Origin of the sequence: Diaphorobacter aerolatus (assembly GCF_014489535.1) — a bacterium.
GTDB lineage: Bacteria > Pseudomonadota > Gammaproteobacteria > Burkholderiales > Burkholderiaceae_C > Diaphorobacter_A > Diaphorobacter_A aerolatus.
The window spans coordinates 260,691-286,596 of the sequence record NZ_CP060783.1 but is presented as its reverse complement, the minus strand read 5'-3'; the positions used below and the strand labels follow the sequence as shown (position 1 = coordinate 286,596).

Genomic DNA, 25,906 nt, shown 5'->3' with positions numbered 1-25,906 from the left:
TCAGTTTCCGATTTTTGCTTTCTTGAACTGATCGCCCCAGAAGGACACTTCCTCGCTCAATTCGGCCTTGAATTCTTGCGGAGAATTGCCGATCAGCACCGCTCCCTGCGGAATCAGCGTGTCCTTGAAGATCTGCGTCTTGACGGCCTTCTGCACCGCCGCGGCCAGCTTGTCGATGACCGGCTTGGGCGTTCCAGCCGGTGCCAGCAGAGCATTCCAGGAATCGGACTTCATCTCGGGCACGCCAAGCTCCTTGAAGGTCGGCACGTTCGGCAGACCCTGCAACCGCTGCGGCCCGGCAATCGCAATCGGTCGCACCTTGCCTGCTTCAAGGTTGGGCATCGCGCCCGTGGATGTCATGAAGGCCACGTCGATCACGCTGCCCATCAGGTCGTTGATCACGCCGGTCGTGCCGCCATAGGGCACGTGCACCATCTTGATGCCGGTGAGCTGCTCAAGCCGCAGCATCGCCATGTGCTGAGAGCCGCCCTGTCCCGTGCTGCCATAGGACAGTGCATCGGGCTTCTTCCTGGCAAGCGCCTCGAACTCCTTCCAGTTCCTGGCCGGCAGATTCGGGCTGATCGCCAGCACGCCGGGGGCCGAGGAAATCTTGGAGATCGGCTCGAAACTCTTGATCGGATCGAATTTCTGCTGCGGAAACACGAACTTGTTCATCGTGAGCGGCGACGCAGCCACCAGCAGCGTGTAGCCGTCGGGCGCGGCAGCGGCCACCATTTCCGAGGCGATGTTGCTGGTCGCGCCGGGCTTGTTTTCCACGATGAACGGCACCTTGAGTTCGTCCGACAGGGCGCGTGCGATCAGGCGCGCGGTCACGTCGGTCGGACCACCCGCCTGAAAGCCGACGATGATCTTCACCGTCTTGGCGGGATAGCCATCGGCACCTGCGGCATGGGCGCCCGTGAAAGCCAGTGCGCACAGCGAAGCGAGGGCGAGGTTTGCGAATCTGCGTTGCATGGGTGTGTCTCCTTGGATGAGGGTGAATCCCGTGGATGGCTGGCGACCGACTCAGGCGGCCTTGGGCGCACGCTGCGAGAAGGTGCGATCAAACACGCCTTCCGCGATGCGGTTCTTGAGGATTTCGATGGAGCCTCCGGCGATCATCCAGCCACGCGTGCGGCGCACGCAGTACTCGATCAGCGCTTCCTGGCTGAAGCCCATGCCCCCATCACCTGCAGTGCTTCGTTGGAGACATCCCAACCGGCCATGTTGCACGCGAGCTTGGCCATCGCTGTGCTCTGGGCGCTCGGCAGCCCATGTTCGCCTTCCAGTGCTGCCTTGTAGAGCAGCAGTTGCGCCTGCTCGAGCTTCATCCACATCTCGGCAAACTTCCATTGCAGGCCCTGGAATTCACACAGTTCGCGCCCAAACTGCTTGCGGGTGAGCGCATGCTCGCGCGCATGGTTGAACGCATAGCGACCCAGCGCCAGCGCGCGCGACGAGTTGCCCAGACGCTCCACGTTGAAGCCCGAGATCTGCTTCTTGAAACCGCCCGCCCGAGCAGCACGTTTTCCCTGGGAATGCGGCAGTTTTCGAAATACAGTTGCGACCACTGCTCGCCGTTCATGAAGCTCGACGGCTTGCCAACCTCGAAACCCGGCGTGCCCTTTTCGATCAGCACCGAGCCGATGCCGCCCACACCGGGGCCAAAGCGCACATAGACCAGGAACAGTTCGGCCTCGGGACTGTGCGTGGAGAACACCTTGCTGCCATTGATGATGTAGTGATCGCCGTCCTCGGTGGCGCTGGTCTTCAGCTCGGTCACGGCAGAGCCCGCATCCGGCTCGGTCATGCCCAAAGAGATGAGTTTTTGTCCGGCCAGCAGATCGGGCAGAAAACGCTTTTTCTGCTCGGGCGAAGCATATTCCACGAAGGTGCGGATCGGCCCGAAGTTGCCGGCCTGCACGATGTCCGCGCTCTTGGGGCAATGCAGCGCCACCTGCTGGATCGCGAGTACCGCATGCATCAGCGTGCCGCCCTGGCCACCATCCTCCTCGGGAAAGGTGATGCCGAGCAGCCCTTGTTCCGACAGAAGCCTGGCGGTGTCCCACGGATAGTGGGACGAATGCGCCCGCTCCAGCGCGCCGGGTGCCAGCTTGTCCCTGGCAAAGCGCGCCACGCTGTCTGCGAATTCCTGATGCTCCGGCGAAAGTGTGAAGTCCATGATGCAAAAAGCCCCAATGGGTGGTTGTTCGATGGGCAAATCATGCAGTGGCAAGCCGCCGTCCAGTTCTTCCGGTTTTGCCGCGAGAAAGAACCAAAACACATGACTCACAGACAACTCGTCTTCCTGCGCAAGCGCGATCCGCTGGATGATTGCAGCCATGTCTTCAAAAATCGGGACAAAAACTCTCACATCTTCCGGAGAACAAGCACCATGTTTGTCAGCGAAAAACTAGGTCGATTCACCGCCGATTTCCACAACACCCCGGTCGGTGCCGAAGTCATGCATCACGCCAGGCGCGCCCTCGTCGACTGGTATGGCGCCCTGCTCGCGGGCTACCCGATGGCGCCCACGCCCATGGTGGAAAAATCGCTGGCGCTGGAACTCGATCAGGGCAAGGCGCGACTGCCACTCGGCCGCGCCGCAAGCACCCGGGCCGCAGCACTGATCAACGGCACGGCCTCGCACACCGCCGAGGTCGACGACATCTACCGCGAAGCGATCTACCACCCCGGTGCGCCCACGTTCTCCGCCGCGATGGCCGTGGGACAGGCGCTTGAAGTGAGTGGCATGGAATTCCTCAAGGCCGCCATCGCGGGCTACGAGACCTCGACCCGCATCGGCCGCACGCTGGGCCGCACGCACTACCAGCATTGGCACAACACCGGCACGGTCGGCACATTCGGCGCAGCCACGGCCGCGGCCTATCTGCTGGGTCTGAACGCGGTGCAGACCGCCAACGCCATCGCGCTCTCGGCCACGTTCGCGGCGGGACTGCAACAGGCCTTCAAGATGGACTCGCTGGCCAAGCCACTGCATTCGGGCCGCGCCGCCGAAGCCGGCGTGACGGCGGCCATGATGGCGCAACAGGGCGTGATCTCATCGCTGGATGTATTCGAGGGCGAGGCCGGCCTCGGCCATGCCATGAGCAACAGCCCGGACTGGAGCCATGCGCTGGATGATCTCGGCACAGCGTTCAACATCAACTCCATGACCTTCAAGAACCACGCCTGCTGCGGCCACACATTCGCTCCCATCGACGGCGTGCTCACGCTTCAGCAACGGCACGGCATCGACGTGCAGGACATCGAGAAGGTCGTCATCGCCACCTACTCGCCCGCAATTGCCGTAGCGGGCAATAGCCACCCGACAACGGCTCCCGAGGCGCGCTTCAGCATCACCTTCGTGGTGGCGACCGCGCTCATTCACGGCAGCGTGCGCCTCGCGGCCTTCGAGCCCGAACGCCTCGCCTCCCCCGCCATCCGCGCGCTCATGTCGCGCATCGAACTGCAAGTGGACGAAACCGCCGACGCCCGCTTCCCCGGCCAACGATCGGCCCAGGTCAGCATCACCACCAAGGGCGGCCAGCAACACTCGATGCTCCAGCCCACGCGCAAGGGCGACCCGGACCTGCCGCTCACAGATGCGGAACTCAACGACAAATTTCTGGAGCTCGGCCTGCCCACCCTGGGCGAAGCGCGCAGCAAGACGCTCTCGGCTGCGCTGTGGAAGCTCGATGAGGCGAAGGATCTCGGCGCGTTGTGCTGAGCAATACAGCGCCGCTTAGTGAAAATCCCGGCTGCCGTTGAGCACCGGGCCCAATCGACCAAGCAGCTGTGTCAGATCGATCACCCGTTCGGCAATCAGATGGCAGGTCGCGTGTTGCGGTGCGCTTTTGTTGGGCTGGCTGCGTTGCCATGTGCCCTCCACGGCCAGCAGGCGGGAGCGCAATAGCGGCTCGCGCCACTTCTCGAGAATTGACGGCCATACCACCACGTTCACCGTGCCGGTTTCATCTTCGAGCGAGACAAACATCGTGCCCTTGGCCGTGCCGGGCCGCTGGCGCACGGTGACGATGCCGGCGGCACGCATGCGTCGGCCGTCGGGAATGTCCAGCAACTGCGCGGCGGTGCGGATTTTCCAGCGGTCGAGCTTGCTGCGCAACAGACTCAGCGGGTGGCTGCGAACCACCGTGAGGCCGGTGGCCGCATAGTCGAACAGAATCGCCTCGCCCTCTTTCGCTTCGGGCAACTCCAGGCGGTGCTCGTGCGTCGGCGTTTCCCGCAGCAACGGGGGCGCGCGCCATTGGGCTGCGGCATCCCACATTTGCTGGCGGCGGTGCCCGGAAAGACTTGTCATGGCATCGGCTGCGGCGAGTGCCTGCAGGTCATGGCGGTCGAGCTGCGCGCGCAGCGCCAGATCCTGTGTGCTTTCAAACGGGGCCTGCGCGCGCGCGGCGAGCAGTCGCTGGGCCGCAGTGCCTTCGAGATGCGCCACAAAATTCAAGCCCAGCCGAACAGCGGGCTGCGGCTGCTCGATGTCGCGAATCGGCGCGAGCGGTGCCTCCAGCGTGCTGAGCCAATCGCTGGCCGTCACATCGACCGGCAGCACGCGCACGCCGTGCCTGCGTGCGTCCTGCACGAGTTGCGACGGCGTGTAGAAGCCCATGGGTTGCGAGTTGAGCAGCGCGGCCAGAAAGCACGCCGGTTCATGGCGCTTGAACCATGCACTGGCGTAGGCGAGCAAGGCAAAGCTGTAGGCGTGGCTTTCGGGAAAGCCGTATTCGCCGAAGCCGAGCATCTGCTGGAAGATTTGCTCTGCGAATTCGCGCCGGTAGTCATTGTTCACCATGCCCTCGATCACGCGATCCTTGAAGTGGTGCACGCCGCCCGTGCGCTTCCACGCGGCCATCGAGCGACGCAACGCGTCGGCTTCGGCGGCCGTGAAACCCGCGGCGGCCATCGCGATCTGCATGACCTGTTCCTGAAAGATGGGGATGCCGAGCGTGCGCTCCAGGGCCGGCCTGAGTTCCGGCTTTTCGAGCTGTAGTTCGCCCCCGTTTCGCTTGCGTTCTCTCGCGATCAGGTAGGGGTGCACCATACCGCCCTGAATCGGCCCGGGCCGCACGATGGCGACCTCCACCACCAGGTCATAGAACTCGCGCGGCTGCAGGCGCGGCAGCATGCTCATCTGGGCGCGGCTTTCGATCTGGAAGGTGCCAACGGTGTCCGCCGCGCAGATCATTTCGTAAGTGGCAGGGTCTTCCGTCGGAATCTCGCTGAGCAGCGTCCACGGCTCCTCGCGGAGGGTGTTGCGCATGTCCACGCAGCGACGCAGCGCGGTGAGCATCCCGAGCGCCAGCACGTCGACCTTGAGCAGGTTCATGGCATCGAGGTCATCCTTGTCCCACTGGATGATCGAGCGCTTTTCCATGCTGGCCGGCTCGATGGGAACCAGGCGCGTGAGCTTGTCCTGCGTGAGCACGAAGCCGCCCACGTGCTGGCTCAGATGGCGCGGGAATTTGTAGAGTTCTCGCGTCAGCTTGAGCCACCAGTGCGCCGCATGTGCGCTGATGCACACGCCCACGTCGAGGGCCAGTCCCTGCAGGCGATCTTCTGCGGCGCCTTCGTCGAACCAGTGATGGTCTTTTGCGAACGCATCGACCAAGGCAGGCGCCACGCCCAGTGCCTTGCCGACATCGCGCAATGCGCTGCGCAGCCGGTAGGAGATGACGACCGCCGTGATGGCCGCCCGCTCGTGGCCGTACTTTTCGTAGATGTACTGGATGACTTCCTCGCGCCGCTCGTGCTCGAAGTCCACGTCGATGTCGGGCGGCTCCTTGCGCTCCTTGCTGATGAAGCGCTCGAACAGCAGATTGCCCTTTTCCGGCTTCACCGCCGTGATGCCAAGGAAATAGCAGATCACCGAATTGGCGGCAGAGCCCGTCCCTGGCACAGAATGCCCTGGCTGCGTGCAAACCGGACGATGTCATGCACGGTCAGAAAGTACATCTCGTAGCCCAGGTCGGCGATCAGGTCGAGTTCGTTGTGGATCTGGTTCTGTATGTCGAGGGGAATGCCGTGCGGATACCAGCCGCGCGCGCCTTCCCAGGTGAGCCAGGCCAGCGTCTGTTGCGCGGTCTTTCCCGCAAGAACGGTTTCCAGCGGATAGTTGTAGCGAATCTGCTCCAGCCTGAATTCGCAGCGGCGCGCCACCGCGAGCGTGGCCGCCAGCAATTGCGGCGGATACACGGAGGCCAGTTGCGCGCGGGTTCGCAAGCGCCGCTCGGCATTGGGCTCGAGCGCATGTCCGCACTCGGCCACGCTACAGCCCTGCCCCACGGCGGTGATCACATCCAGCAGCGACTTGCGCGCGCGCTCATGCATCAGCACGCCACCCGCAGCCACCAGCAGAAGGTTCAGACTCTGCGCGGCCTGCTCCAGCATCTGCAGCCACAGACTGTCGCCGGAGCCCTTGTGCAATTCCACCGCAATCGAGAAATCGCAGCCCAGCATGGCTTTTGCGCTCTCCAACGCCTGGGTCAAAAGGGTCGCCTCGCCATCGCCGAGCATGAAGGCCGCGCGATGCGGCGCAATCAGCAGTTCGCAGCCATGCAGCAGCCGCCAGGGTGATGCCGAAGTCAGCCGGTAAGAGCCCTTGAGCGCCGCTGAACGCGCGGCCGTGATGAATTCGCACAGATCACCCCAGCCCTGCAAATCCCGTGCAATGGCGACGATGCACAGATCGCCGAACTGGAACTCGCTGCCATAGAGCAAGGCAAGCTCGAAGTCCCGCAGAGCCTCTCCCTTCGCCTGATCTTCCTTGCGCCTGGCCACCAGATGCTGCACGGCCAGCCAGGCTCGCACCACGCCGGCGACCGAGCATTCATCGGTGATGGCGAGCGCCACATAACCCAGTTGCTCGGCGCGCTCCACCAGTTCCGCTGGATGCGAGGCTCCGCGTTGAAAGCTGAAATTGCTGAGGCAGTGCAGTTCCGCATACCCCGGCAGGGCAAGTGTGGGCGGAGCGTGTTCTGCGGCCATGGCGCTCATCCATAGAACCCGTGCAGATACCAATCGAGCGTGCTGGTTTCGCGAAAGATCCACACCCAGCCTGCGGCGGCATTGTGAGCGACGAAATACTCGCGCTTGCTGCCTCCCGGTGCGGCCGGGGGACCGATCGAGCCTTCCTTCGGCAACGCGTCTTCGGCCTCCCACCAGCCGCTTTCAAACCGCTCGGGGCCAGCCTTGAGGCTCAAGGTCTGTCCGCGCAGACAGGGCCTGTGCTGGCGTGTCGCGAGCAACTCGGGCGCGGGCAAAAGCCATGCGGGCCAGAGCGCGGCCCGTGGATCGGCATCCATGTCCGCTTTTCGGTGCGCGTCCAGGCGCATCACATGACTGGCGCTTTGCCAGATCTGCATGTGCTCGGGCCGATGATCAGCCTGTCTTGTCGGCACGCGCAGGCAATCTTCGCCAAGCCGCGCGCTCACCCGTTCGACAAACTGATTCCATGGCTCGCCATCGCTCTCGTTGGCCGACTTGGGCAACAGGCTTTCGTTCAGCTGCCTGACGGGCTGAATCTCCAGCGTTTTCATGGTGAGCCGGTTGACCGGCGCAGCCAGCCGCTCGTGCGCCATGTGCTCGGCCAGCAAACGCCGCAGATGCGACAGCTCCTGCAAGGGCTCTGCCGTGCGCAGTTCCATCTCGCCCCAGGGCGCAAGATCGACCCCATCGAGCCGCCGCAGATCATGTTTCCAGCGCATGCTCAGTCGCAGCACACCCTGATGGCGCGCGCGCAGCCAGCCTTGCAGCGCGGTCAGCAGATGCTCGGATGCGTGCAGCAGATCGGCAGAAGATGCGGCGATGTACGGCAGTTCCAGCTCCAGATCGAAATGCCCGGGCAGCTCGAGCCAGGACAGCGGACAGGCGCGCTCGCCCCATAGCTGGTCAAGTGCGAGCAGGCTCTGTGCCCCCAGCCTGCGCGCCACGCCCGCGCGCGGCAAGGCGCGCACATCGCCCAGCGTGCGGCAACCCAGATTGTTCAACGTCGTCAGATGCGGCCTGAGCGCCGTCAACGTATGCATCGGCAAGCCTTGCGGAATCTGCGATGGCCGTGGCCCACCGCCGTGTTTGAGACGCAGCAGCGCGAGCGCCTGCAAGGCCGTGGGTCCCTCGGCCCAGTGGCTGCGCGCGTCGGCACAATCGTGAGGCACCGACGACGACTGCGGCACATGTTCGAGCAGCAAGCGCCGCAGCGCGGCACGCCCGCCCCAGAGTCGCTCGGCACTTTGCACATCCAGCAGCAAGGCCTCGTCGAGCACGGCCACATTGGGCGTGAACTGCAGCGCCCACCAGCCGCAGGCCGCAATGGCCGATGCAGACATGTTCGCAAGCTGCTCATCGCCGAGCGGCAAACGCCATGCCATCCAATGCATGGGGCACCTCCTGCGATCCCGTGGCCCTGAGCGCACGCAGCATGGCGGTCGCGTCCGCATGCGAGCGTTCCTTGCGCCGCGCCTGCGCCGCCAGCTCGGCCAGCAGCCGCTCGTGCAGCAGCGGCAATTCCACCGGCGTCGTCAGGGATGGACCGCGCCGCTTGATCACATGAACCTGTACGCTCCTGTCCAGCACGCGCAGCCACAGGCGCAGCGGCGCGGGAGAAGACTGCGCCCGCGCCTGTTCGGGCCGGAACACCCACAGCAGTTGCCGCTGCTGCGCGGCCAGCAATTGCAGACGCCGCAGCGCCTGCGACTGGGCATGCGGCAACCACGCGAGCACCGCGCAGACATCACCGCAACGCAGGGCCTGCTCGCTGACCCAGACGCTGCGGGCATCGCCCATCTGGCCTCTCTTGCGCGCTCCATGTTCCTGTTCCGTGTGTCCGGAATGCACGCAGCACAACTGCCGCGCGGCAACGCCTGAAATCTCCGCGAAGGGCGCAAACATCTGGAACGGCGGCGCCACCAGCACCGCGTGTTGCTGAGGCTGCTGCGAAAGCACCTGCGCAAGCGCCTTGGCGACGAGACTCCACTCGGGATGCAACGCGGCGGGCAGCAGCATCTCCGACATGCCTCCCAAAGGCCAGCCGCCGCCGGGCAGTTGCGCATCCAGCGCCGCATACCCCGACGCCAAGGTGCGCACGGTCGCATCATCATTGGCCGACTGCCAATCTCCCCCCTCCAGACACCCAGCCGCGACAGGCTCGCCGGCTCGATGGCGGCAAGCCTGTGCGCTCCTGCCGGGGCGGCTAAGGGATAGGGGTTGGCGGCGGTCATCGGTCAATGAATCATCAAATAAATACTGTTTAAATATACAGTATTTATTCGAAATCATCTCATCACCGCCCTGCCAACATGGGGTCGGCCCTGCTCAGCCGGATCGAGCGTCAGGAAAAGTCCGCAGCCTTGAATCTGGAGGCCTCGCCAGCCAGCTCCATGAGCCACCGCGCCTGTCCATCCACGTAGTCCGCAATGCGACTCACGAACGGGCGCTCGTCATTGCTGTACACCTCGGCACGCACGAGTTCCGGCGCGTGTCGCCTTGCAGCAGAGGCCAGTTTCTGCGCCTCCCAAGCGCGGCGGTTGATCTTGCGGCCCGTCCTCGGTGACATCAATGGGCAGAAACCGGAACGCGCCTGTAGTCTCTGCACCGAGCGCCTGCACCAGACCGTAGACGTTGTTCTTGCTCAATCCGCAGGATTTGGCAACGTCGTCCAACTGCTGGCCTTCGGGCAACAGGTTCTGCAAGAAGCGCCGCACCGTCGAGGACCTATGCCCCTCTGCGGGCGGATGCAACGGTAATTGCGGAGACAGTGCAAAGGCAGATGGTTCGGCGAGCCATGCCGGCAAATACTGCAAGCTCCAGCGCTCGTCGCGATGGTCGAAATAAAGGCTTCCGACTGGCATGCTGCCGTACCAGATGCCAAGAGCCGAGCGGCCTTCGGTCATGACCGGATGCTCTTGGTCTCGATGACTTGCGTAGGCGGCCCGCTGTGTTTTCGGCGGATCACCAACTCCAGGCCCAGCCCGTCCAGGATTGCAAGCAGGCGATCCGAGCCCACTCCGCCCACGCCCCGCTCAAGGCGCGAAAAGCTGTCGGGCGACACGCCGATCAAACCCGCTGCATCATCGATGGCGAGCTTCTGGCTTTTGCGCTCGCCGCGGATGAATCGGCCCAGTTCCTCAAGCGAGCGCACGGAAAAATCCTCCTCTCTCATGGAGGAAGACGAGCCAGCCGGATCGTTCGTGGAATGGATGGACATGTGGATTTAAAAATATGGAATTTCGTAATTTTGCACTATTTTTATGCAATACACCCAATATTACGAAATATCGGAATTTTTATCTCTCACACAGATTGCTCCATAAAATTACGAAATTCCGTAATTTTTTAGAACCGTGCTGCCAGCGCGCATCGGTATCGGATCAAAGGCACGCGGGCAGCGCCTCCTCAATCCGCTGACGCCCCGATTGCTTGACGGCCTTGCCCATTCGACGATCTCGCTTGCCACAAACTTGTCCATCTCCTGGGGCGTGGTGGGATCGGGTTCAGAGCCGCGTTCGCGAATGAATTTCTGCATGTCGTCGCTCTTGAGGATGTCGACCGCCTCATGGTTGAGCTTCTCGACGATGGCCTTGGGCGTGCCTTTCGGCGCCATCAGACCCAGCCAGCCGACGGCCTCGAAGCCCTTGAATTCCGGCAGGCCGGACTCGGCAATGGTCGGCACATTGGGCAACTGGCTTGAACGGGTCGAGGAAGTCACGCCCAGGGGAATCGCCTTGCCGGCCTGAATATTACCCAGCGCCGCCGTCACCGAATCAACCATCAGCGGCACCTGTCCACCGATAAAGTCGGCCTGCGCCGGGCCGCTGCCCTTGTAGGGCACGTGCATCAGATCAAGCCTGGCGCGCGCCTTGACCATCTCGCCGCTCAAATGCTGCGTGCCGCCGATGCCTGCGCTGGCATAGCTCCACTTGCCCGGTTCGGCGCGCACCTTGGCGACGAGATCGTTCATGCTCTTGAGTCCGGTCTGCGGGTTCGCCAGAAAAACCAGTGGCACCTTGGCAATCATCGTCACGCCGATCAGATCCTTGCGCGGATCGAAGTTGACCTTCTTGTACAGGGTCTGATTGACCGCCATCGCACTGCCCGCCACGACCAGCGTGTAGCCGTCGGGTTCGGCGCGCACGACGAATTCGGTGCCGATATTGCTGCCCGCACCGGCCTTGTTGTCAACGATGACGGCCTGCCCCAGTTTCTGGCCGAGCTTTTCGGCTAGCGCGCGCGCAAAGATGTCGGTGGCCTGACCGGGCGGAAACGGCACGATCAGCTTGATCGGCTTGTCGGGATAGGCCGCCAGCGCCAGCGGACTCGCGGCCAGCAGCGCTGCCGCCGCCAACAGGCTTGCAGTCTTCTTGATCGTCGTTGTCATCATCTCGTCCTCATTTTTTCCGGGAGTTTGAACAAGATGATAGTGCCCACTCCGCGCCGAAAGGCGCGCGGCAGCGGCCAGCGGATGCAGGGCTTACCCGCGAATCCCGGGCAAGAGTTCGCCTACGAATACTGAGTGAGCCACGCTCAAAAGGAAAAGGCAGCCGAGGCTGCCTTTTCCGCGTCTTGCCTTGCGCCTTCTTACTTGCGCGCTGGTGGCAAATCCGTGCACGAGCCATGCGCGACTTCCGCAGCCATGCCGATGGACTCGCCGAGCGTCGGATGCGGGTGAATGGTCTTGCCGATGTCGACGGTGTCCGCGCCCATTTCAATCGCCAGTGCAATCTCGCCGATCATGTCGCCCGCGTGGGTGCCGACGATGCCGCCGCCCAGGATGCGGCCGTGGCCGTGGGCTTCCGGTGAATCGTCGAACAGCAGCTTGGTGAAGCCTTCGTCCCGGCCATTGGCAATCGCACGACCCGAGGCGGTCCATGGGAACAGACCCTTCTTGACCTTGATGCCCTGGGCCTTGGCCTGATCCTCGGTGAGGCCGACCCAGGCCACCTCGGGGTCGGTGTAGGCCACGCTTGGAATCACGCGCGCATTGAAGGCGCTGGCCTTGAGCTCTGCATTGTTCTGCAGTTCACCGGCGATGACTTCGGCGGCCACATGCGCCTCGTGCACGGCCTTGTGGGCCAGCATCGGCTGACCGACGATGTCACCAATCGCGAAGATGTGCGGCACGTTGGTGCGCATCTGGATGTCGACGTCGATGAAGCCGCGATCGGTCACCGAAACACCGGCCTTGTCCGCGCCAATCTTCTTGCCGTTGGGCGTGCGGCCCACGGCTTGCAGCACCAGATCGTAGGTCTGCGGTTCGGGAACGGTGACGCCGTCCTTCGCGGGCTCGAACGTGACCTTGATGCCTTCGGGCGTTGCTTCGGCACCCACGGTCTTGGTGTTGACCATGATGTTGTCGAAGCGCGGCGCATTCATCTTCTGCCAGACCTTGACGAGGTCGCGATCGGCGCCCTGCATCAATCCGTCCATCATTTCGACGACGTCAAGACGCGCGCCCAGCGTGGAATACACCGTGCCCATTTCAAGGCCGATGATGCCACCGCCCAGAATCAGCATGCGCTTGGGCACGGCCTTGAGGTCGAGCGCGCCGGTCGAATCGACCACGCGTTCATCCTGGGGCATGAACGGCAGGTGCACGGCCTGCGAGCCTGCCGCGATGATCGCGCGCTTGAACTGCACGACCTTCTTGCTGCCGGTCTTGTCCTGGCCGTCGCCCGTGGTTTCATCGACTTCGATGTGGTTCGGGCCCACAAAGCTGCCAAAGCCACGCACGACGGTCACCTTGCGCATCTTGGCCATCTGGCCGAGACCGCCGGTGAGCTTGCCGATGACCTTGTCCTTGTGGCCGCGCAGTTGGTCAATGTTGACCTCGGGCGCCGCGAACTTGATGCCCGCCACGTCGAGGTGCTTGACCTCGTCCATCACCGCCGCGACGTGCAGCAGCGCCTTCGATGGAATGCAGCCCACGTTCAGGCAGACGCCGCCGAGCGTCTTGTAGCGCTCGATGATCACCACCTTCAGGCCGAGATCGGCCGCGCGGAACGCAGCCGAATAGCCGCCGGGGCCACCGCCGAGAACCACGACATCGCAGTCGAGATCGACCGTGCCGCCAAAGTTGCTGGCAACGGGCGCCGGGCTGCAGCTACCGGAGCCGCTGCGGCTGGCGCGGGTGCAGGCGTTGGAGCGGGAGCAGATGCCGCCGCTGCCTTCACGCCATCGCCCGGAGGCGCCGACAGCGCCGTCGAATCCGCGCCCACTTCCATGCTCACGATGACGGAGCCTTCGGAGACGCGGTCGCCGATCTTCACCTTGAGTTCCTTGACCACGCCCGCGTGGCTCGATGGAATTTCCATCGATGCCTTGTCGCTTTCGACGGTCAGCAACGACTGATCGACTTCGACCGCATCGCCGGGTTTGACCAGCAGTTCGATGACGCCCACATCCGCGAAGTCACCGATATCGGGAACCTTGATATCAACAATTGCCATGATGCGGTCCCCTTACAGCAGAATGCGGCGGAAGTCCGCCAGCACCGCGCCCAGATAGGCGTTGAAGCGCGCAGCGGCAGCGCCATCGATCACGCGGTGGTCGTAGGACAGCGACAGCGGCAGCGTGAGACGCGGCACGAACTGCTTGCCGTCCCAGACCGGCTTCATCGCGCTCTTGGACAGGCCGAGGATCGCGACCTCGGGTGCATTGATGATCGGCGTGAAATGCGTGCCGCCAATGCCGCCCAGAGACGAAATCGACATGCAGCCGCCCTGCATGTCGGCCGCGCCGAGCTTGCCGTCGCGTGCCTTCTTGGCGAGTTCGCCCATTTCCTGGCTGATCTGCATGATGCCCTTCTTGTCGGCATCCTTGAGCACCGGAACCACGAGCCCGTTCGGCGTATCGGCCGCGAAGCCGACGTTGTAGTACTGCTTGTAGACCAGCGTGTCGCCATCGAGGCTGGTATTGAACTCGGGGAACTTCTTGAGCGCGGCCACCACCGCCTTGATCACGAAGGCGAGCATCGTGACCTTCACGCCGCTCTTCTCGTTTTCTTTGTTGGTGGCCACGCGGAAGGCTTCGAGTTCGGTGATGTCGGCATCGTCGTTGTTGGTGACGTGCGGAATCATCACCCAGTTGCGCGACAGGTTGGCACCCGAAATCTTCTTGATGCGCGAGAGATCCTTGCGCTCCACGGTGCCGAACTTGGCGAAGTCGACCTTTGGCCAGGGCAGCAGATCCAGACCCGCGCCCGAACCACCCTTGGGTGCGGCAGCCGCCTGTGCCTTGGTCTGCGTGCTGCCTGCCATCACCTGCTTGGTGAAGGCCTGCACGTCCTCGGCGGTGATGCGGCCCTTGTTGCCCGAGCCCTTGACTTCTTCGAGCGGCACGCCGAGTTCGCGGGCGAACTTGCGCACGGAAGGCGATGCATAAGGCAGGTTGCCGGACGGCGGCACGGTTGGATTGTGTGCCGGCACGGCGGCCTCACTCCCCTTGGTGCTTGCCGGAGCGGGCTGGGACGAAGGTGCGGCGGCCTGCGCAGGCGCGGCAGCGGCCGGTGCCGCTGCGGGAGCGGGAGTGGCAGAAGCAGCCGCCGCGCCCTGCGCACTCATTTGGCCGACCACGTCGCCCACGTTCACCTTGTCGCCCACCTTGAGCGTGAGCGCGGTGATCGTGCCGGCGGCGGGCGATGGAATTTCCATCGATGCCTTGTCGGATTCCACGGTGAACAGCGATTGTTCGGCGGTGACGGTGTCGCCGGCCTTGACCAGCAACTCGATCACGGCGACATCCTTGAAATCCCCGATGTCGGGATCTTGATGTCCATGTTCACGGGAGCGGCTGCGGCTTGGGGAGCGGGTGCTGCGGCCTGCGCGGGAGCGGGTGCTGGAGCGCTACCCTCGCTGCTGCCCTCTGCCGCCGGGGCGGCGGCGGGAGAAGAAGCGGGAGCCGGAGCCGGAGCCGGGGCCGAAGCGGCGTCCGTCGTTTCCAGCATCAGAACGACCGAGCCTTCCTTGACCTTGTCGCCGACTGCGACCTTGAGTTCCTTGACCACGCCCGCGTGGCTCGAAGGAATCTCCATGGAAGCCTTGTCGGACTCGACGGTGATCAGCGATTGCTCGACCGCGACGGTGTCGCCGGGCTTCACGAGCAGCTCGATCACGCCGACGTCCGCGAAATCGCCGATGTCCGGGACTTTAATTTCTGTCAATGCCATGTTGGTGTCTCCCTTCGGCTATCAAGCGTGCAGCGGGTTGATCTTGTCCGTCTTGATGCCGTACTTGGCAATCGCGTCGGCGAGCTTCTGTGCGGGCAGCTTGCCCTCTTCGACCAGACCGGTCAACGCGGCCAGCACGATGTAGTGACGGTTCACCTCGAAGTGCTCGCGCAGCTTGGCGCGGAAGTCCGAGCGGCCAAAACCGTCGGTGCCCAGCACCTTGAACGGACGGCCCTTGGGGATGTAGGGACGGATCTGCTCGGAGTACGCCTTCATGTAATCGGTCGACGACACGATCGGGCCGGTGCTTTGCGACAGCTCCTGCGTGACGTAGGGCACTTTCGGAGTTTCCAGCGGGTGCAGCATGTTCCAGCGTTCGGCGTCCTGACCGTCGCGGGTCAATTCGTTGTAGCTTGGGCAGCTCCAGACGTCGGCAGCAACGCCCCAGTCCTGCGCCAGCAATTCCTGTGCAAAGAACGATTCACGCAGGATCGTGCCCGAACCCAGCAGTTGCGCGCGCAGTTCGCCCGCGCCGCCGGACTTGCACATGTACATGCCCTTGAGAATCTTCTCTTCGGTACCTGCGGTGAGGCCGGGCATTGCATAGTTCTCGTTGAGCAGCGAGAGGTAATAGAACACGTTTTCCTGGTTCTGCACCATGCGGCGCAGGCCCTCGTGCATGATCACCGCGACTTCGTGCGCGAAGGTCGGGTCATAGCTGACGCAGTTCGGAATGGTGTTGGCAAGAATGTGGCTGTGGCCGTCCTCGTGCTGCAGACCTTCGCCATTGAGCGTGGTGCGACCGGAGGTGCCGCCCAGCAGGAAGCCGCGTGCCTGCAAATCGCCCGCCGCCCAGGCCAGATCGCCGACGCGCTGGAATCCGAACATCGAGTAATAGATGTAGAACGGAATCATGATGCGGTTGCTGTGGCTGTAGCTGGTTGCCGCAGCAATCCAACTGGCCATGCCGCCCGCTTCGTTGATGCCTTCCTGCAGGATCTGGCCCTTCACGTCTTCCTTGTAGTACATGACCTGGTCTTTGTCGACGGGCGTGTACTGCTGGCCATGCGGGTTGTAGATGCCGATCTGGCGGAACAGGCCTTCCATGCCGAAGGTGCGGGCTTCGTCGACCAGAATCGGCACGACGCGCGAGCCGATTTCCTTGTCGCGCAGCAGTTGCGTGAGAAAGCGCACATAGGCCTGCGTGGTCGAGATCTCGCGGCCTTCGGGCGTGGGTTCGAGCACGGCCTTGAAGGTATCGAGCGGCGGCACGGTGAACTGCTCATCGGCCTTTTCGCGGCGATGCGGCAGGTAGCCACCGAGGGCCTTGCGGCGCTCGTGCAGATAGCGCATTTCGGGCGTGTCGTCGGCCGGCTTGTAGAACGGGATGTCGGCGATCTGACTGTCCGGAATCGGAATGTTGAAGCGGTCGCGAAACAGCTTGATGTCCTCGTCGCCGAGCTTCTTGGTCTGGTGAACGTTGTTCTTGCCCTCGCCGATCTTGCCCATGCCGAAACCCTTGACGGTCTTGACAAGCAGCACCGTCGGCTGACCCTGGTGCTTGTTGGCGGCGTCGAACGCGGCATAGACCTTTTGCGCATCGTGACCACCACGGCGCAGTTCCCAGATCTCGTCGTCGCTCATGTTCTCGACCAGCTTCAGCGTGCGTGGATCGCGGCCGAAGAAATGCTTGCGCACATAGGCACCGTCGTTGGCCTTGAACGCCTGGTAGTCGCCGTCGTTGCACTCCATCATGATCTTGCGCAGCGCACCATCCTTGTCGCGCGCCAGCAGCTCGTCCCAGCCCTTGCCCCAGATGAGCTTGATGACGTTCCAGCCCGAGCCACGGAATTCGCCTTCGAGTTCCTGGATGATCTTGCCGTTGCCGCGCACCGGGCCGTCCAGCCGCTGCAGATTGCAGTTGATCACGAAGATCAGGTTGTCGAGGTTTTCGCGCGCTGCGAGGCCGATCGCGCCGAGCGACTCGACTTCGTCCATCTCGCCGTCACCGCAGAACACCCAGACCTTGCGGTTTTCGGTGTTGGCAATGCCGCGTGCGTTCAGGTATTTGAGAAAGCGCGCCTGGTAGATCGCCATCAACGGACCCAGGCCCATGGATACCGTGGGGAACTGCCAGAAATTGGGCATCAGCTTGGGATGCGGATAGCTCGACAGGCCCTTGCCATCCACTTCCTGGCGGAAGTTCAGGAGCTGCTCTTCGCTGATGCGGCCTTCGAGATAGGCACGCGCATAGATGCCGGGCGAGACGTGGCCCTGAATGAACAGGCAGTCGCCGCCGTGGGTCTCGTCCTCGGCATGCCAGAAATGGTTGAAACCTGCGCCAAACATGTTGGCCAACGAGGCGAAGGAGCCGATGTGGCCGCCCAGGTCACCACCCTCGGGGGATGGATGCGATTGGCCTTGACCACCATGGCCATGGCGTTCCAGCGCATGTAGGCACGCAGGCGGCCTTCAAAGTGCAGGTTGCCGGGACAGCGCGCTTCCTGTTCCGGCTCGATGGTGTTGACATATCCCGTGGTGGCGGAAAACGGCATGTCGAGACTGTTCTCGCGAGCGTGCTCCAGAAGCTCCTCGATCAGCTGATGCGCATATTGCGCACCTTCCCGGTCGATGACGGCGGACAGTGCGTCCATCCACTCACGTGATTCCTGGGGTCGATTTCCTTGCCCGAATTGTTGGGGTTGCATCTGCCATGCCGAGTCTCCTTTTGCTAGTACTTGCCGGAAATTAGCTCAATAAAGCCTTTGAGTTGCACGAAGTTTCGCACAAATTTTGTGAGATTTCGAATCGTGCTATGACTTTTTATAATATGAAAATTTATTGCAAACGCACATTTTTTCTTGCTATGAAATCCCTCTCGAAGAAGGCTTAAACTTGACACATGCAAGCGTCAGAAAATGCGGCTTTTAAGCCTAAAGAGACTTTAAAAACCCCAGTGCGCTGGTGGCGTACCTGGTGGCGCAGTCTCTCGCCCAACCGGCAGGATCGCTTTGCCGCACTGGCACCGCTGGTCGCCGTGCTGATGTTTCTCGCTGCCATCGTGATCTCTTTCTGGTATTTGCGCACGGAAGAGGTTGATCGCGAGAAGGAGGCGCTGAAACGCGACGTGGAATATGCGCAGCAGCGTGTGCGTCTGCGGCTGCTCGAGCGCCAGGAACAGGTCATGCGGATTGCGCGCGATCTCTCCAATCAGGACATGGACCGCGCCGAGTTCGACCGCCGCGCCGAGGCGCTGATCAGCCAGTACCCCGAGTTGCAGGCCATCACCTGGATCGACGAGCGCATGCGCATCCGCGCGAGCCGCGCCGGTCCCACGCTGACCAGCAGCCAGTTGCGCGTGGTGGGCGAGACCATTCGCACGGGCGAGACGGCCGACACGTTCTCGCTGGCGCGCGACATGCAGCAGCCGGTGTACTCGCAGCCGGTGGGCAGCCACAACGACGTGCCGCCGCTTCTGCAACTACAGGTGCCGCTTGCGGCTCAGGGCAAGTTTGCGGGCGTGGTGCTCAGCGAATATTCAATCGACAGCCTGCTGCGCTACGGCACGCCGACCGAGGTGCTGGCGCGCTATGCCGTGACGCTGCTCGACAGCAACGGGCAGGTGCTGGCCGGCACGCCGCTCGAGCCGCGCGACAGGTCGATGATCGCGCGCGACCATCGCGCCAATGAATACGAGGTGCCGGTCTCGCCGGTCGGTAACGGGCTGATGCTGCGGGCACAGGCCTACCGCACGTCGCTCGGCGTGGTCGGCAGCGGCTTGTTCTGGCTGGTCGGCGTACTCTCGATGATGACCGCCTGGCTGCTGATTGCCACGTGGCGGCACACGCGGCGGCGTCTACAGGCGCAGCAGGCACTGGTGGCGGAAACCAATTTCCGCCGCGCGATGGAGAACTCCATGCTGACCGGCATGCGCGCCGTGGACATGCAGGGTCGCATCACCTACGTGAACGCCGCGTTCTGTCAGATGACGGGCTGGAGCGAGGACGATCTCGTCGGCCAGACCCCGCCCTATTCCTACTGGCCCGACACCGACCACGAAACCTTCCAGTCCAAGACCAATGACGAACTGTCGGGCAAGGGCGTTCCCGGCGGCTTTCAGGCGCGCGTTAAACGCAAGAGCGGCTCGCTGTTCGATGCGCGCCTTTATGTGTCACCACTCGTGGACGCCAAGGGCAAGCAGACCGGCTGGATGACGTCGATGACCGACATCACCGAGCCCAACCGCATTCGCGAACAACTCACGGCATCGCATGAACGCTTCACCGTCGTGCTCGAATCGCTTGACGCCTCGGTGTCGGTCGCACCACTGGGCAGCGCCGAGCTGCTGTTCGCCAATCGTCTTTATCGCCAATGGTTCGGCTCGCAGACCGACGGCCACCTGGAGTTGGTCGCGCAGGCCGGCGTGCTGCCCGTCAAGGAGTCCACGAGTGTTGACGACGAGGATGGCCTGATGGGGCTGCCCACCGATTCGCTGACCAGCGCGCGCACCGAGAATGCGGAAATCTACCGCCCGGAACTCGGCAAGTGGCTGGAAGTGCGTTCCCGGTATCTGAACTGGGTCGATGGCCGTCTCGCGCAGATGGTGATTGCCACCGACATCACGCCGCGCCGCCTCGCCGAGGAGCAGTCGGCGCGCCAGGCCGAACGGGCGCAGTCGGTCAGCCGACTGATCACCATGGGCGAGATGGCATCCAGCGTGGCACACGAACTCAATCAACCACTCGCAGCGATCAGCAATTACTGCAGCGGCATGGTCTCGCGCATCGAGAGCAAGCAAATCAGCGAGGACATGCTGATCACGGTATTGCAGAAGACCGCCCACCAGGCCCAGCGCGCGGGACAGATCATCCAGCGCATCCGGCAGTTCGTAAAAAAGAGCGAGCCCAATCGAACACTCGCAGACATTCCCGGCATCGTCAACGAAGCGGTCGAACTGGCCGACATCGAGTTGCGGCGCAACCATGTGCGCCTCACGCACTACGTCGCGGCGCGGCTGCCCAAGGTGATGGCGGACACGATTCTCATCGAGCAGGTGCTCATCAACCTGATGAAGAACGGCGCGGAATCGATCAATCAGGCTGACCGTCCAGCCGCCCGCCGCAGCGTGGAACTGCGCGTCGTGCCGCGCCAGGTCGACGGCCAGAATGTCGTCGAATTCTCCGTGCAGGACACTGGAAAGGGTCTCGCGCCCGAGGTTCTGGCGCATTTGTTCGAGGCTTTCTTCTCCACAAAGCAAGAGGGAATGGGCATCGGCCTCAATCTCTGCCGCAGCATCGTTGAGTCCCATCATGGGCGGATGCATGCCGAGAACATCTACAATGGAACGGAAGTAACCGGTTGCCGGTTCTCATTTTGGCTACCGCTGACGACCACAACGAGCGCCACTCCTGAAACTGTAGCAACGTCAAAGCCAAGGACTATCGAATGAGCTTGATCCCGAAAAAAGGCACTATCTACGTCGTCGATGACGACGAAGCGGTACGTGATTCCCTGCAATGGTTGCTCGAAGGCAAAGACTATCGCGTGCGTTGCTTTGATTCTGCCGAGTCGTTCCTGGCCCGCTACGATCCGCGTGAAGTCGCATGCCTGATCGTCGACATCCGCATGGGCGGCATGACCGGACTGGAACTTCAGGACCGCCTTCTGGAACGCAACTCCCCTTTGCCGATTGTGTTCATTACCGGCCACGGCGACGTGCCCATGGCCGTGAACACCATGAAAAAGGGTGCGCTCGACTTCATCCAGAAGCCATTCAACGAAGATGAACTGGTGCCGTTGGTCGAACGCATGCTTGACCACGCTCGCGAGGCTTTCACCGGCCACCAGCAGGCCGCCAGCCGCGACGCGCTGCTCTCCAAGCTCACGGGCCGCGAGTCGCAGGTGCTCGAGCGCATCGTCGCGGGTCGCCTGAACAAGCAGATCGCCGACGATCTGGGCATCAGCATCAAGACCGTGGAAGCACACCGCGCCAACATCATGGAAAAGCTCAACGCAAACACCGTGGCCGACCTGCTCAAGATCGCACTCGGCCCGACCGCCAAGGCCTGAGTTTCTCGCCTCTCCCGGAGCTGCCTGCGTCCTTTCAGAGCGCGGCAGCTTTTTCATTTCCACCATCGACCTTTTGTTTTCTCGCACCATGACAGCCCAAATCATCGACGGCAAGGCCCTCTCCGCCCAACTCCGCACCGAAGTCGCAGCGCGCGCCGCTGCACTGAAGGCGAAATCCGGCATCACGCCGGGCCTGGCCGTGATTCTTGTCGGCGACAACCAGGCCTCGCAGGTCTACGTGCGCAACAAGGTCAAGGCCTGCGAGGAAGCCGGCTTCCATTCAGTGCTGGAAAAGTACGACGCCGCGATGACCGAGGCCGAACTGCTAGAGCGTGTCGAGGCGCTCAATCATGACCCAAGCATCCATGGCATCCTCGTGCAACTGCCGCTGCCCAAGCACATCGACGATCACAAGGTGATTGAAACCATCTCGCCCGCCAAGGATGTGGACGGCTTTCACGTGGCGAGCGCCGGAGCGCTGATGGTCGGCGAAGTCGGCTTCAAGGCCTGCACCCCGTATGGCTGCATGAAGATGCTCGAATCAATCGGCATGAAGGATCTGCGCGGCAAGCATGCGGTGGTCATCGGCCGGTCCAACATCGTTGGCAAGCCCATGGCGATGATGCTGCTGGCCGCAAATGCCACGGTCACCATCACTCACAGCGGCACGCCGGATCTGGGCGCGATGACACGTCAGGGCGACGTAGTGGTGGCCGCCGTCGGCAAGCGCAACGTGCTGACCCGGGACATGGTCAAGCCCGGCGCGGTGGTGATCGACGTGGGCATGAACCGCGACGACAACGGCAAGCTCTGTGGCGACGTGGACTACGACGGCGTGAAAGAGGTCGCAGGCTGGATTACCCCGTTCCCGGCGGTGTCGGCCCGATGACGATTACGATGCTGCTGGTCAACACCATGGAGTCCGCAGAACGCGCCGCGGGCTGATCCATTTGCACAAAACGGGGCGTCGCAGCGTGCTGCGGCGCTTGATTTCACGACATTCGGCAGCACGTATTCCAGCATGAGCAGCAACCCACTTCTTGAACCATACGACCTGCCCTCATTCGACCGCATCCAGCCTGCGGATGTGGGTCCGGCCATCGACACACTGATCGCCCGCGCCAACGAGGCGCTGGAGACCGTCACCAAGTCGGATTTTCCCGCGCGCTGGAACGATATTTCCGCGGTGCTCGACGTCGCGACCGAAAAGCTGGGAACCGCCTGGGCCGCAGTCAACCACCTCAATAGCGTGGCCGACACCCCGGAACTGCGCGCCGCCTACAACGCGGCCCTGCCTGCGGTCACCGAATTCTGGACCCGGCTGGGTGCCGACGAGCGCCTGTACGCCAAATACAAGGCCGTCGACACCGCAACGCTCAACCGGGAGCAGCGCTCGGCCTGGGATCACGCGATGCGCGGCTTCGTGCTGTCCGGCGCTGAGCTGCAAGGGGCCGACAAGGAGCGCTTTGCCAAGATCCAGGAGCGCATGGCCGAGCTGTCCCAGAAGTTCAGCGAGAACGCGCTCGATGCGACCGATGCCTTCGCCTATTACGCCGTGATTGAGGAACTCGATGGTGTGCCCGACGACATCCAGCAAGCCGCCCGCGCTGCGGCCGAAGCCGATGGAAAGCCAGGCTACAAGCTCACGCTCAAACTGCCCGTCTACCTGCCGGTGATGCAGTTCGCGAGGAACAGCGCGCTGCGCGAAAAGCTGTACTACGCCTATGTGACGCGTGCGTCCGATCAGGCCGTTGGCGATGCGCGCAAGTTCGACAACACCGCGAACATGCAGGAAATTCTCGCGCTGCGCCAGGAAGAAGCAAGGCTGCTCGGCTATCACAACTTCGGCGAAGTGTCGCTGGTGCCCAAGATGGCGGATTCGCCCCGCGAAGTCGTCGATTTTCTGCGCGATCTGGCGCGGCGCGCCAAGCCCTATGGCGAAAAGGATGTCGCCGATCTGCGCGCGTTTGCCAGGTCCGATCTGGGTCTCTCCGACCCGCAGCCCTGGGACTGGCCATTCATCTCCGAGAAGCTCAAGGAGGCCCGCTACGCATTCAGCGAGCAGGAGGTCAAGCAATACTTCCCCGCGCCCAAAGTGCTCGCGGGCCTGTTCAAGATTGTCGAGACGCTGTTCGAGGTCTCGATCCGCCGCGACCACGCGCCGGTGTGGAATCCGGCCGTGGAGTTCTACCGCATCGAACGTCAGACGCCGCAGGGCAGCGTGCTCGTCGGTCAGTTCTATCTGGACCAGCCGGCGCGCAAGGGCAAGCGCGGCGGTGCCTGGATGGACGACGTGCGCACGCGCTGGCTGCGCCCGGACACGCACAAGCTGCAAACGCCGGTGGCGCATCTGGTCTGCAACTTCGCCGAGGGCGTCGAAGGCAAGCCCGCGCTGCTCACGCATGATGACGTGATCACCCTCTTTCACGAGACCGGCCATGGCCTGCACCACATGCTCACGCAGGTCAACGAGCGCGACGTGGCCGGCATTTCCGGTGTCGAATGGGATGCGGTCGAACTGCCCAGCCAGTTCATGGAAAATTTCTGCTGGGAATGGGACGTGCTCAAGCACATGACCGCGCATGTGGATACCGGCGAGCCGCTGCCGCGCGCGCTCTACGACAAGATGATCGCCGCGAAGAATTTTCAGTCCGGCATGCAGACGCTGCGCCAGATCGAGTTTTCGCTGTTCGACATGCTGCTGCACACCGACCACGATCCCAAGGACGCGATCATGCCGGTCATGGAGCAGGTACGCTCCGAGGTCGCGGTGCTGCCCTCGACGGCCTACAACCGCATGGCGCACACCTTCAGCCACATCTTTGCGGGCGGCTACGCTGCGGGCTACTACAGCTACAAGTGGGCCGAGGTGCTGTCGGCAGACGCCTATGCCGCATTCGAGGAAACGATGCTGGCCGATGGCTCGCCCAATCCCGAGACCGGCCGCAAGTATCGCGAGGCGATTCTCGAAGCGGGAGGCGCACGCCCGGCGATGGAGTCTTTCAAGGCCTTCCGTGGCCGCGAGCCGCAGCTCGATGCGCTGCTGCGACATCAGGGCATGGCGAATTGAAGCGCGGCTTTTTTCGTGTCAAGATCGTGCCTGCCTATCACCGGGCAGACGAGTTTGACGCCGCCAAATCACCGAGGGATCCCATGAGCCGAGTTGGAAAATTGACCGTATTTGCCGCCGCACTGCTGGGCGCTGCAACGCTCTTGCCCATGGGTCAGGCCGAGGCACAGCAGATCTACCGAAGCGTGGGTCCCGACGGCAAGGTGACGTTCTCCGACCAGCCACCGGCCAACAACGCGGGCAAAAGCGCGAAGGACGGCAGCAGGGGTGCAACCACGCTGTCCGGCAACGCCGCAGAAGCCGGGAGCAGCGGCGGCGCTACGGGCGGCACGCTGCCCTACTCGTTGCAGCAGGTGGCCAGCCGCTTCCCCGTCACGCTCTATTCCGGCGATGACTGCGCGCCGTGCAACAGCGCACGCAATCTGCTCATGGCGCGCGGCGTCCCGTTCACCGAGCGCACGGTCACCAACAACGAAAGCATTGCCGCGCTCAAGGCGCTGAGTGGCGGCAACAACTCGATTCCGTTCGCAACCATCGGCGGGCAGCATCTCAGCGGTTTTTCGGACTCGGAATGGACGCAGTACCTGGACGCCGCCGGCTACCCCAAAAAGTCGCAGTTGCCACCGAACTACCAGCGCCCCGCGCCCACGCCGCTGGCAACCGCCGCGCAGCCTGCGCCTGCCACGCCTCAGACGACGCAGCAGCCTGCTACGCGCCCGCTGCCTGCGGCGCCGGCTCCCGATGCGGTCGCCCCGTCTGGCCCCACGCCGACGAATCCTGCGGGGTTGGTGTTCTGACGGAACCGCACTGCGACAACCCTAAAGAAGCGGCTCGACCATCAGGTCGAGCCGCTTCTTTTTTCTGAGCCGGTGAGATCGATCAGAACTTCAGCGTGCGCACGCCCGAGGCCGTGCCCAGAAGGCAAACGCTGGCCTTCTGGTGCGCGAACACGCCCACGGTGACCACGCCTGGCCATTGGTTCACGGTGCTTTCGAAAGCCAGGGGTTCACGAATCTGCAGACCGCGCACGTCAAGGATGTGCTGACCGTTGTCGGTCACGAGCGGCTGACCGTCGGCACCGCTCAACCGGATGCTGGCCTGCCCGCCCATGGCCTCGAAACGCCGTTGGATCTGCGCCGCCGCCATCGGGATGACCTCCACCGGCAGCGGAAACGCGCCTAGCGCGTCCACCAGTTTGGACTCGTCGGCGATGCAGATGAATTGCCCGGCAAGCGCGGCCACGATCTTCTCGCGCGTGAGGGCCGCGCCGCCGCCCTTGACCATGTAGCCCTTGGCGTCGATCTCGTCGGCGCCGTCGATATACACCGACAGCGACTGCACCTCGTTGGCGTCGAACACCGGCACGCCAATGGCTTTCAGGCGCTCGGTGCTTGCAAGCGAGCTGGAGACCGCGCCGAGAATCTGGCCCTTGATGGTAGCCAGCGCGTCGATGAATTTGTTTACCGTCGAGCCCGTGCCCACGCCGACGATCTCGCCCGGCACCACGTATTGCAGCGCGGCCTGGCCGACCAAGGTCTTGAGTTGATCCTGAGAAAGAGCGGGGGTTGTTGTCGTCATGGGCGAGAATC

Annotated in this window: 13 protein-coding genes and 6 pseudogenes; 6 read left to right on the top strand and 13 right to left on the bottom strand. The window is 63.1% G+C overall.

From position 1 onward, the window contains the following. Both H9K75_RS01385 and H9K75_RS01380 read right to left on the bottom strand, forming a co-directional pair. On the bottom strand, positions 1-975 hold the full coding sequence (locus tag H9K75_RS01385; RefSeq protein WP_187724478.1) for a Bug family tripartite tricarboxylate transporter substrate binding protein: 975 nt from the start codon (positions 973-975) through the stop codon (positions 1-3). Positions 976-1,026: 51 nt separating this feature from the next. Further along, positions 1,027-2,182: pseudogene (locus H9K75_RS01380) on the bottom strand (acyl-CoA dehydrogenase family protein). Between the two features lie 213 nt (positions 2,183-2,395). Here H9K75_RS01380 and H9K75_RS01375 point away from each other — a divergent pair. Next, positions 2,396-3,730, top strand: a complete 1,335-nt coding sequence (locus H9K75_RS01375; RefSeq protein ID WP_187724477.1) for an MmgE/PrpD family protein — start codon at positions 2,396-2,398, stop codon at positions 3,728-3,730. A gap of 15 nt (positions 3,731-3,745) precedes the next feature. Here H9K75_RS01375 and H9K75_RS01370 read toward each other — a convergent pair. From H9K75_RS01370 to aceE, 10 genes and pseudogenes are all read right to left on the bottom strand, one after another. Further along, a pseudogene (locus H9K75_RS01370) lies at positions 3,746-7,014 on the bottom strand (error-prone DNA polymerase). Then, positions 7,011-8,396, bottom strand: coding sequence for a DNA polymerase Y subunit UmuC family protein (locus H9K75_RS01365; protein ID WP_187724476.1), 1,386 nt, complete (start codon positions 8,394-8,396; stop codon positions 7,011-7,013). The pseudogene H9K75_RS01370 and the gene H9K75_RS01365 overlap by 4 nt, the downstream one beginning before the upstream one ends. Continuing rightward, complete coding sequence (gene imuA / locus H9K75_RS01360; RefSeq protein ID WP_187724475.1) at positions 8,359-9,102, bottom strand: translesion DNA synthesis-associated protein ImuA; 744 nt, start codon at positions 9,100-9,102, stop codon at positions 8,359-8,361. Before imuA ends, H9K75_RS01365 begins: the two co-directional genes overlap by 38 nt. A 244-nt stretch (positions 9,103-9,346) precedes the next feature. Beyond that, positions 9,347-9,481 (bottom strand): hypothetical protein, encoded by a 135-nt coding sequence (locus H9K75_RS24500; protein ID WP_264293941.1) that lies wholly within the window; start codon positions 9,479-9,481, stop codon positions 9,347-9,349. Next, the gene (locus H9K75_RS01355) at positions 9,456-9,908 is read right to left on the bottom strand and encodes a HipA N-terminal domain-containing protein (RefSeq protein ID WP_187724474.1); all 453 of its coding nucleotides are present in this window, start codon (positions 9,906-9,908) and stop codon (positions 9,456-9,458) included. Before H9K75_RS01355 ends, H9K75_RS24500 begins: the two co-directional genes overlap by 26 nt. Next, positions 9,905-10,156 carry a helix-turn-helix domain-containing protein gene (locus H9K75_RS01350; RefSeq protein WP_226858447.1) on the bottom strand — a complete coding sequence of 84 codons (252 nt, stop codon included), beginning with the start codon at positions 10,154-10,156 and terminating at the stop codon, positions 9,905-9,907. Before H9K75_RS01350 ends, H9K75_RS01355 begins: the two co-directional genes overlap by 4 nt. Positions 10,157-10,330: 174 nt before the next feature. Continuing rightward, a complete protein-coding gene (locus H9K75_RS01345; RefSeq protein WP_187724473.1) occupies positions 10,331-11,392 on the bottom strand; it encodes a tripartite tricarboxylate transporter substrate binding protein in 1,062 nt (353 codons plus the stop codon). A 200-nt stretch (positions 11,393-11,592) separates the two neighbouring features. Continuing rightward, positions 11,593-13,460 (bottom strand): annotated as a pseudogene (lpdA, locus tag H9K75_RS01340) (dihydrolipoyl dehydrogenase). Between the two features lie 12 nt (positions 13,461-13,472). After that, positions 13,473-15,178, bottom strand: a pseudogene (aceF, locus tag H9K75_RS01335) (dihydrolipoyllysine-residue acetyltransferase). Positions 15,179-15,199: 21 nt separating this feature from the next. Then, positions 15,200-17,886 (bottom strand): annotated as a pseudogene (gene aceE, locus H9K75_RS01330) (pyruvate dehydrogenase (acetyl-transferring), homodimeric type). Positions 17,887-18,080: 194 nt separating this feature from the next. Here aceE and H9K75_RS01325 point away from each other — a divergent pair. The 5 genes and pseudogenes from H9K75_RS01325 (at position 18,081) to H9K75_RS01305 (ending at position 25,114) form a co-directional block, all read left to right on the top strand. Beyond that, positions 18,081-20,627 (top strand): PAS domain-containing sensor histidine kinase, encoded by a 2,547-nt coding sequence (locus H9K75_RS01325; RefSeq protein WP_187724472.1) that lies wholly within the window; start codon positions 18,081-18,083, stop codon positions 20,625-20,627. Continuing rightward, a complete protein-coding gene (locus H9K75_RS01320) occupies positions 20,624-21,247 on the top strand; it encodes a response regulator transcription factor (protein ID WP_166304411.1) in 624 nt (207 codons plus the stop codon). Before H9K75_RS01325 ends, H9K75_RS01320 begins: the two co-directional genes overlap by 4 nt. Positions 21,248-21,335: 88 nt before the next feature. Further along, positions 21,336-22,192 (top strand): annotated as a pseudogene (gene folD, locus H9K75_RS01315) (bifunctional methylenetetrahydrofolate dehydrogenase/methenyltetrahydrofolate cyclohydrolase FolD). A gap of 76 nt (positions 22,193-22,268) precedes the next feature. Continuing rightward, a complete protein-coding gene (locus tag H9K75_RS01310) occupies positions 22,269-24,317 on the top strand; it encodes a M3 family metallopeptidase (RefSeq protein WP_187724471.1) in 2,049 nt (682 codons plus the stop codon). A gap of 83 nt (positions 24,318-24,400) precedes the next feature. Beyond that, on the top strand, positions 24,401-25,114 hold the full coding sequence (locus H9K75_RS01305) for a glutaredoxin family protein (RefSeq protein ID WP_187724470.1): 714 nt from the start codon (positions 24,401-24,403) through the stop codon (positions 25,112-25,114). An 82-nt stretch (positions 25,115-25,196) separates the two neighbouring features. Here the strand turns inward: H9K75_RS01305 and rpiA are convergent, their stop codons facing one another. Next, positions 25,197-25,895: a ribose-5-phosphate isomerase RpiA gene (gene rpiA, locus H9K75_RS01300; RefSeq protein WP_187724469.1), complete on the bottom strand. Its 699-nt coding sequence runs from the start codon at positions 25,893-25,895 to the stop codon at positions 25,197-25,199. Positions 25,896-25,906: the final 11 nt, after the last annotated feature.

Coding starts and splice junctions, on each gene's coding strand:
- H9K75_RS01385 (WP_187724478.1), bottom strand. CDS start 975: ATGCAACGCAGATTCGCAAACCTCGCCCTCGCTTCGCTGTGCGCACTG.
- H9K75_RS01375 (WP_187724477.1), top strand. CDS start 2,396: ATGTTTGTCAGCGAAAAACTAGGTCGATTCACCGCCGATTTCCACAAC.
- H9K75_RS01365 (WP_187724476.1), bottom strand. CDS start 8,396: ATGCATTGGATGGCATGGCGTTTGCCGCTCGGCGATGAGCAGCTTGCG.
- H9K75_RS01355 (WP_187724474.1), bottom strand. CDS start 9,908: ATGACCGAAGGCCGCTCGGCTCTTGGCATCTGGTACGGCAGCATGCCA.
- H9K75_RS01345 (WP_187724473.1), bottom strand. CDS start 11,392: ATGACAACGACGATCAAGAAGACTGCAAGCCTGTTGGCGGCGGCAGCG.
- H9K75_RS01325 (WP_187724472.1), top strand. CDS start 18,081: ATGCAAGCGTCAGAAAATGCGGCTTTTAAGCCTAAAGAGACTTTAAAA.
- H9K75_RS01320 (WP_166304411.1), top strand. CDS start 20,624: ATGAGCTTGATCCCGAAAAAAGGCACTATCTACGTCGTCGATGACGAC.
- H9K75_RS01310 (WP_187724471.1), top strand. CDS start 22,269: ATGAGCAGCAACCCACTTCTTGAACCATACGACCTGCCCTCATTCGAC.
- H9K75_RS01305 (WP_187724470.1), top strand. CDS start 24,401: ATGAGCCGAGTTGGAAAATTGACCGTATTTGCCGCCGCACTGCTGGGC.
- rpiA (WP_187724469.1), bottom strand. CDS start 25,895: ATGACGACAACAACCCCCGCTCTTTCTCAGGATCAACTCAAGACCTTG.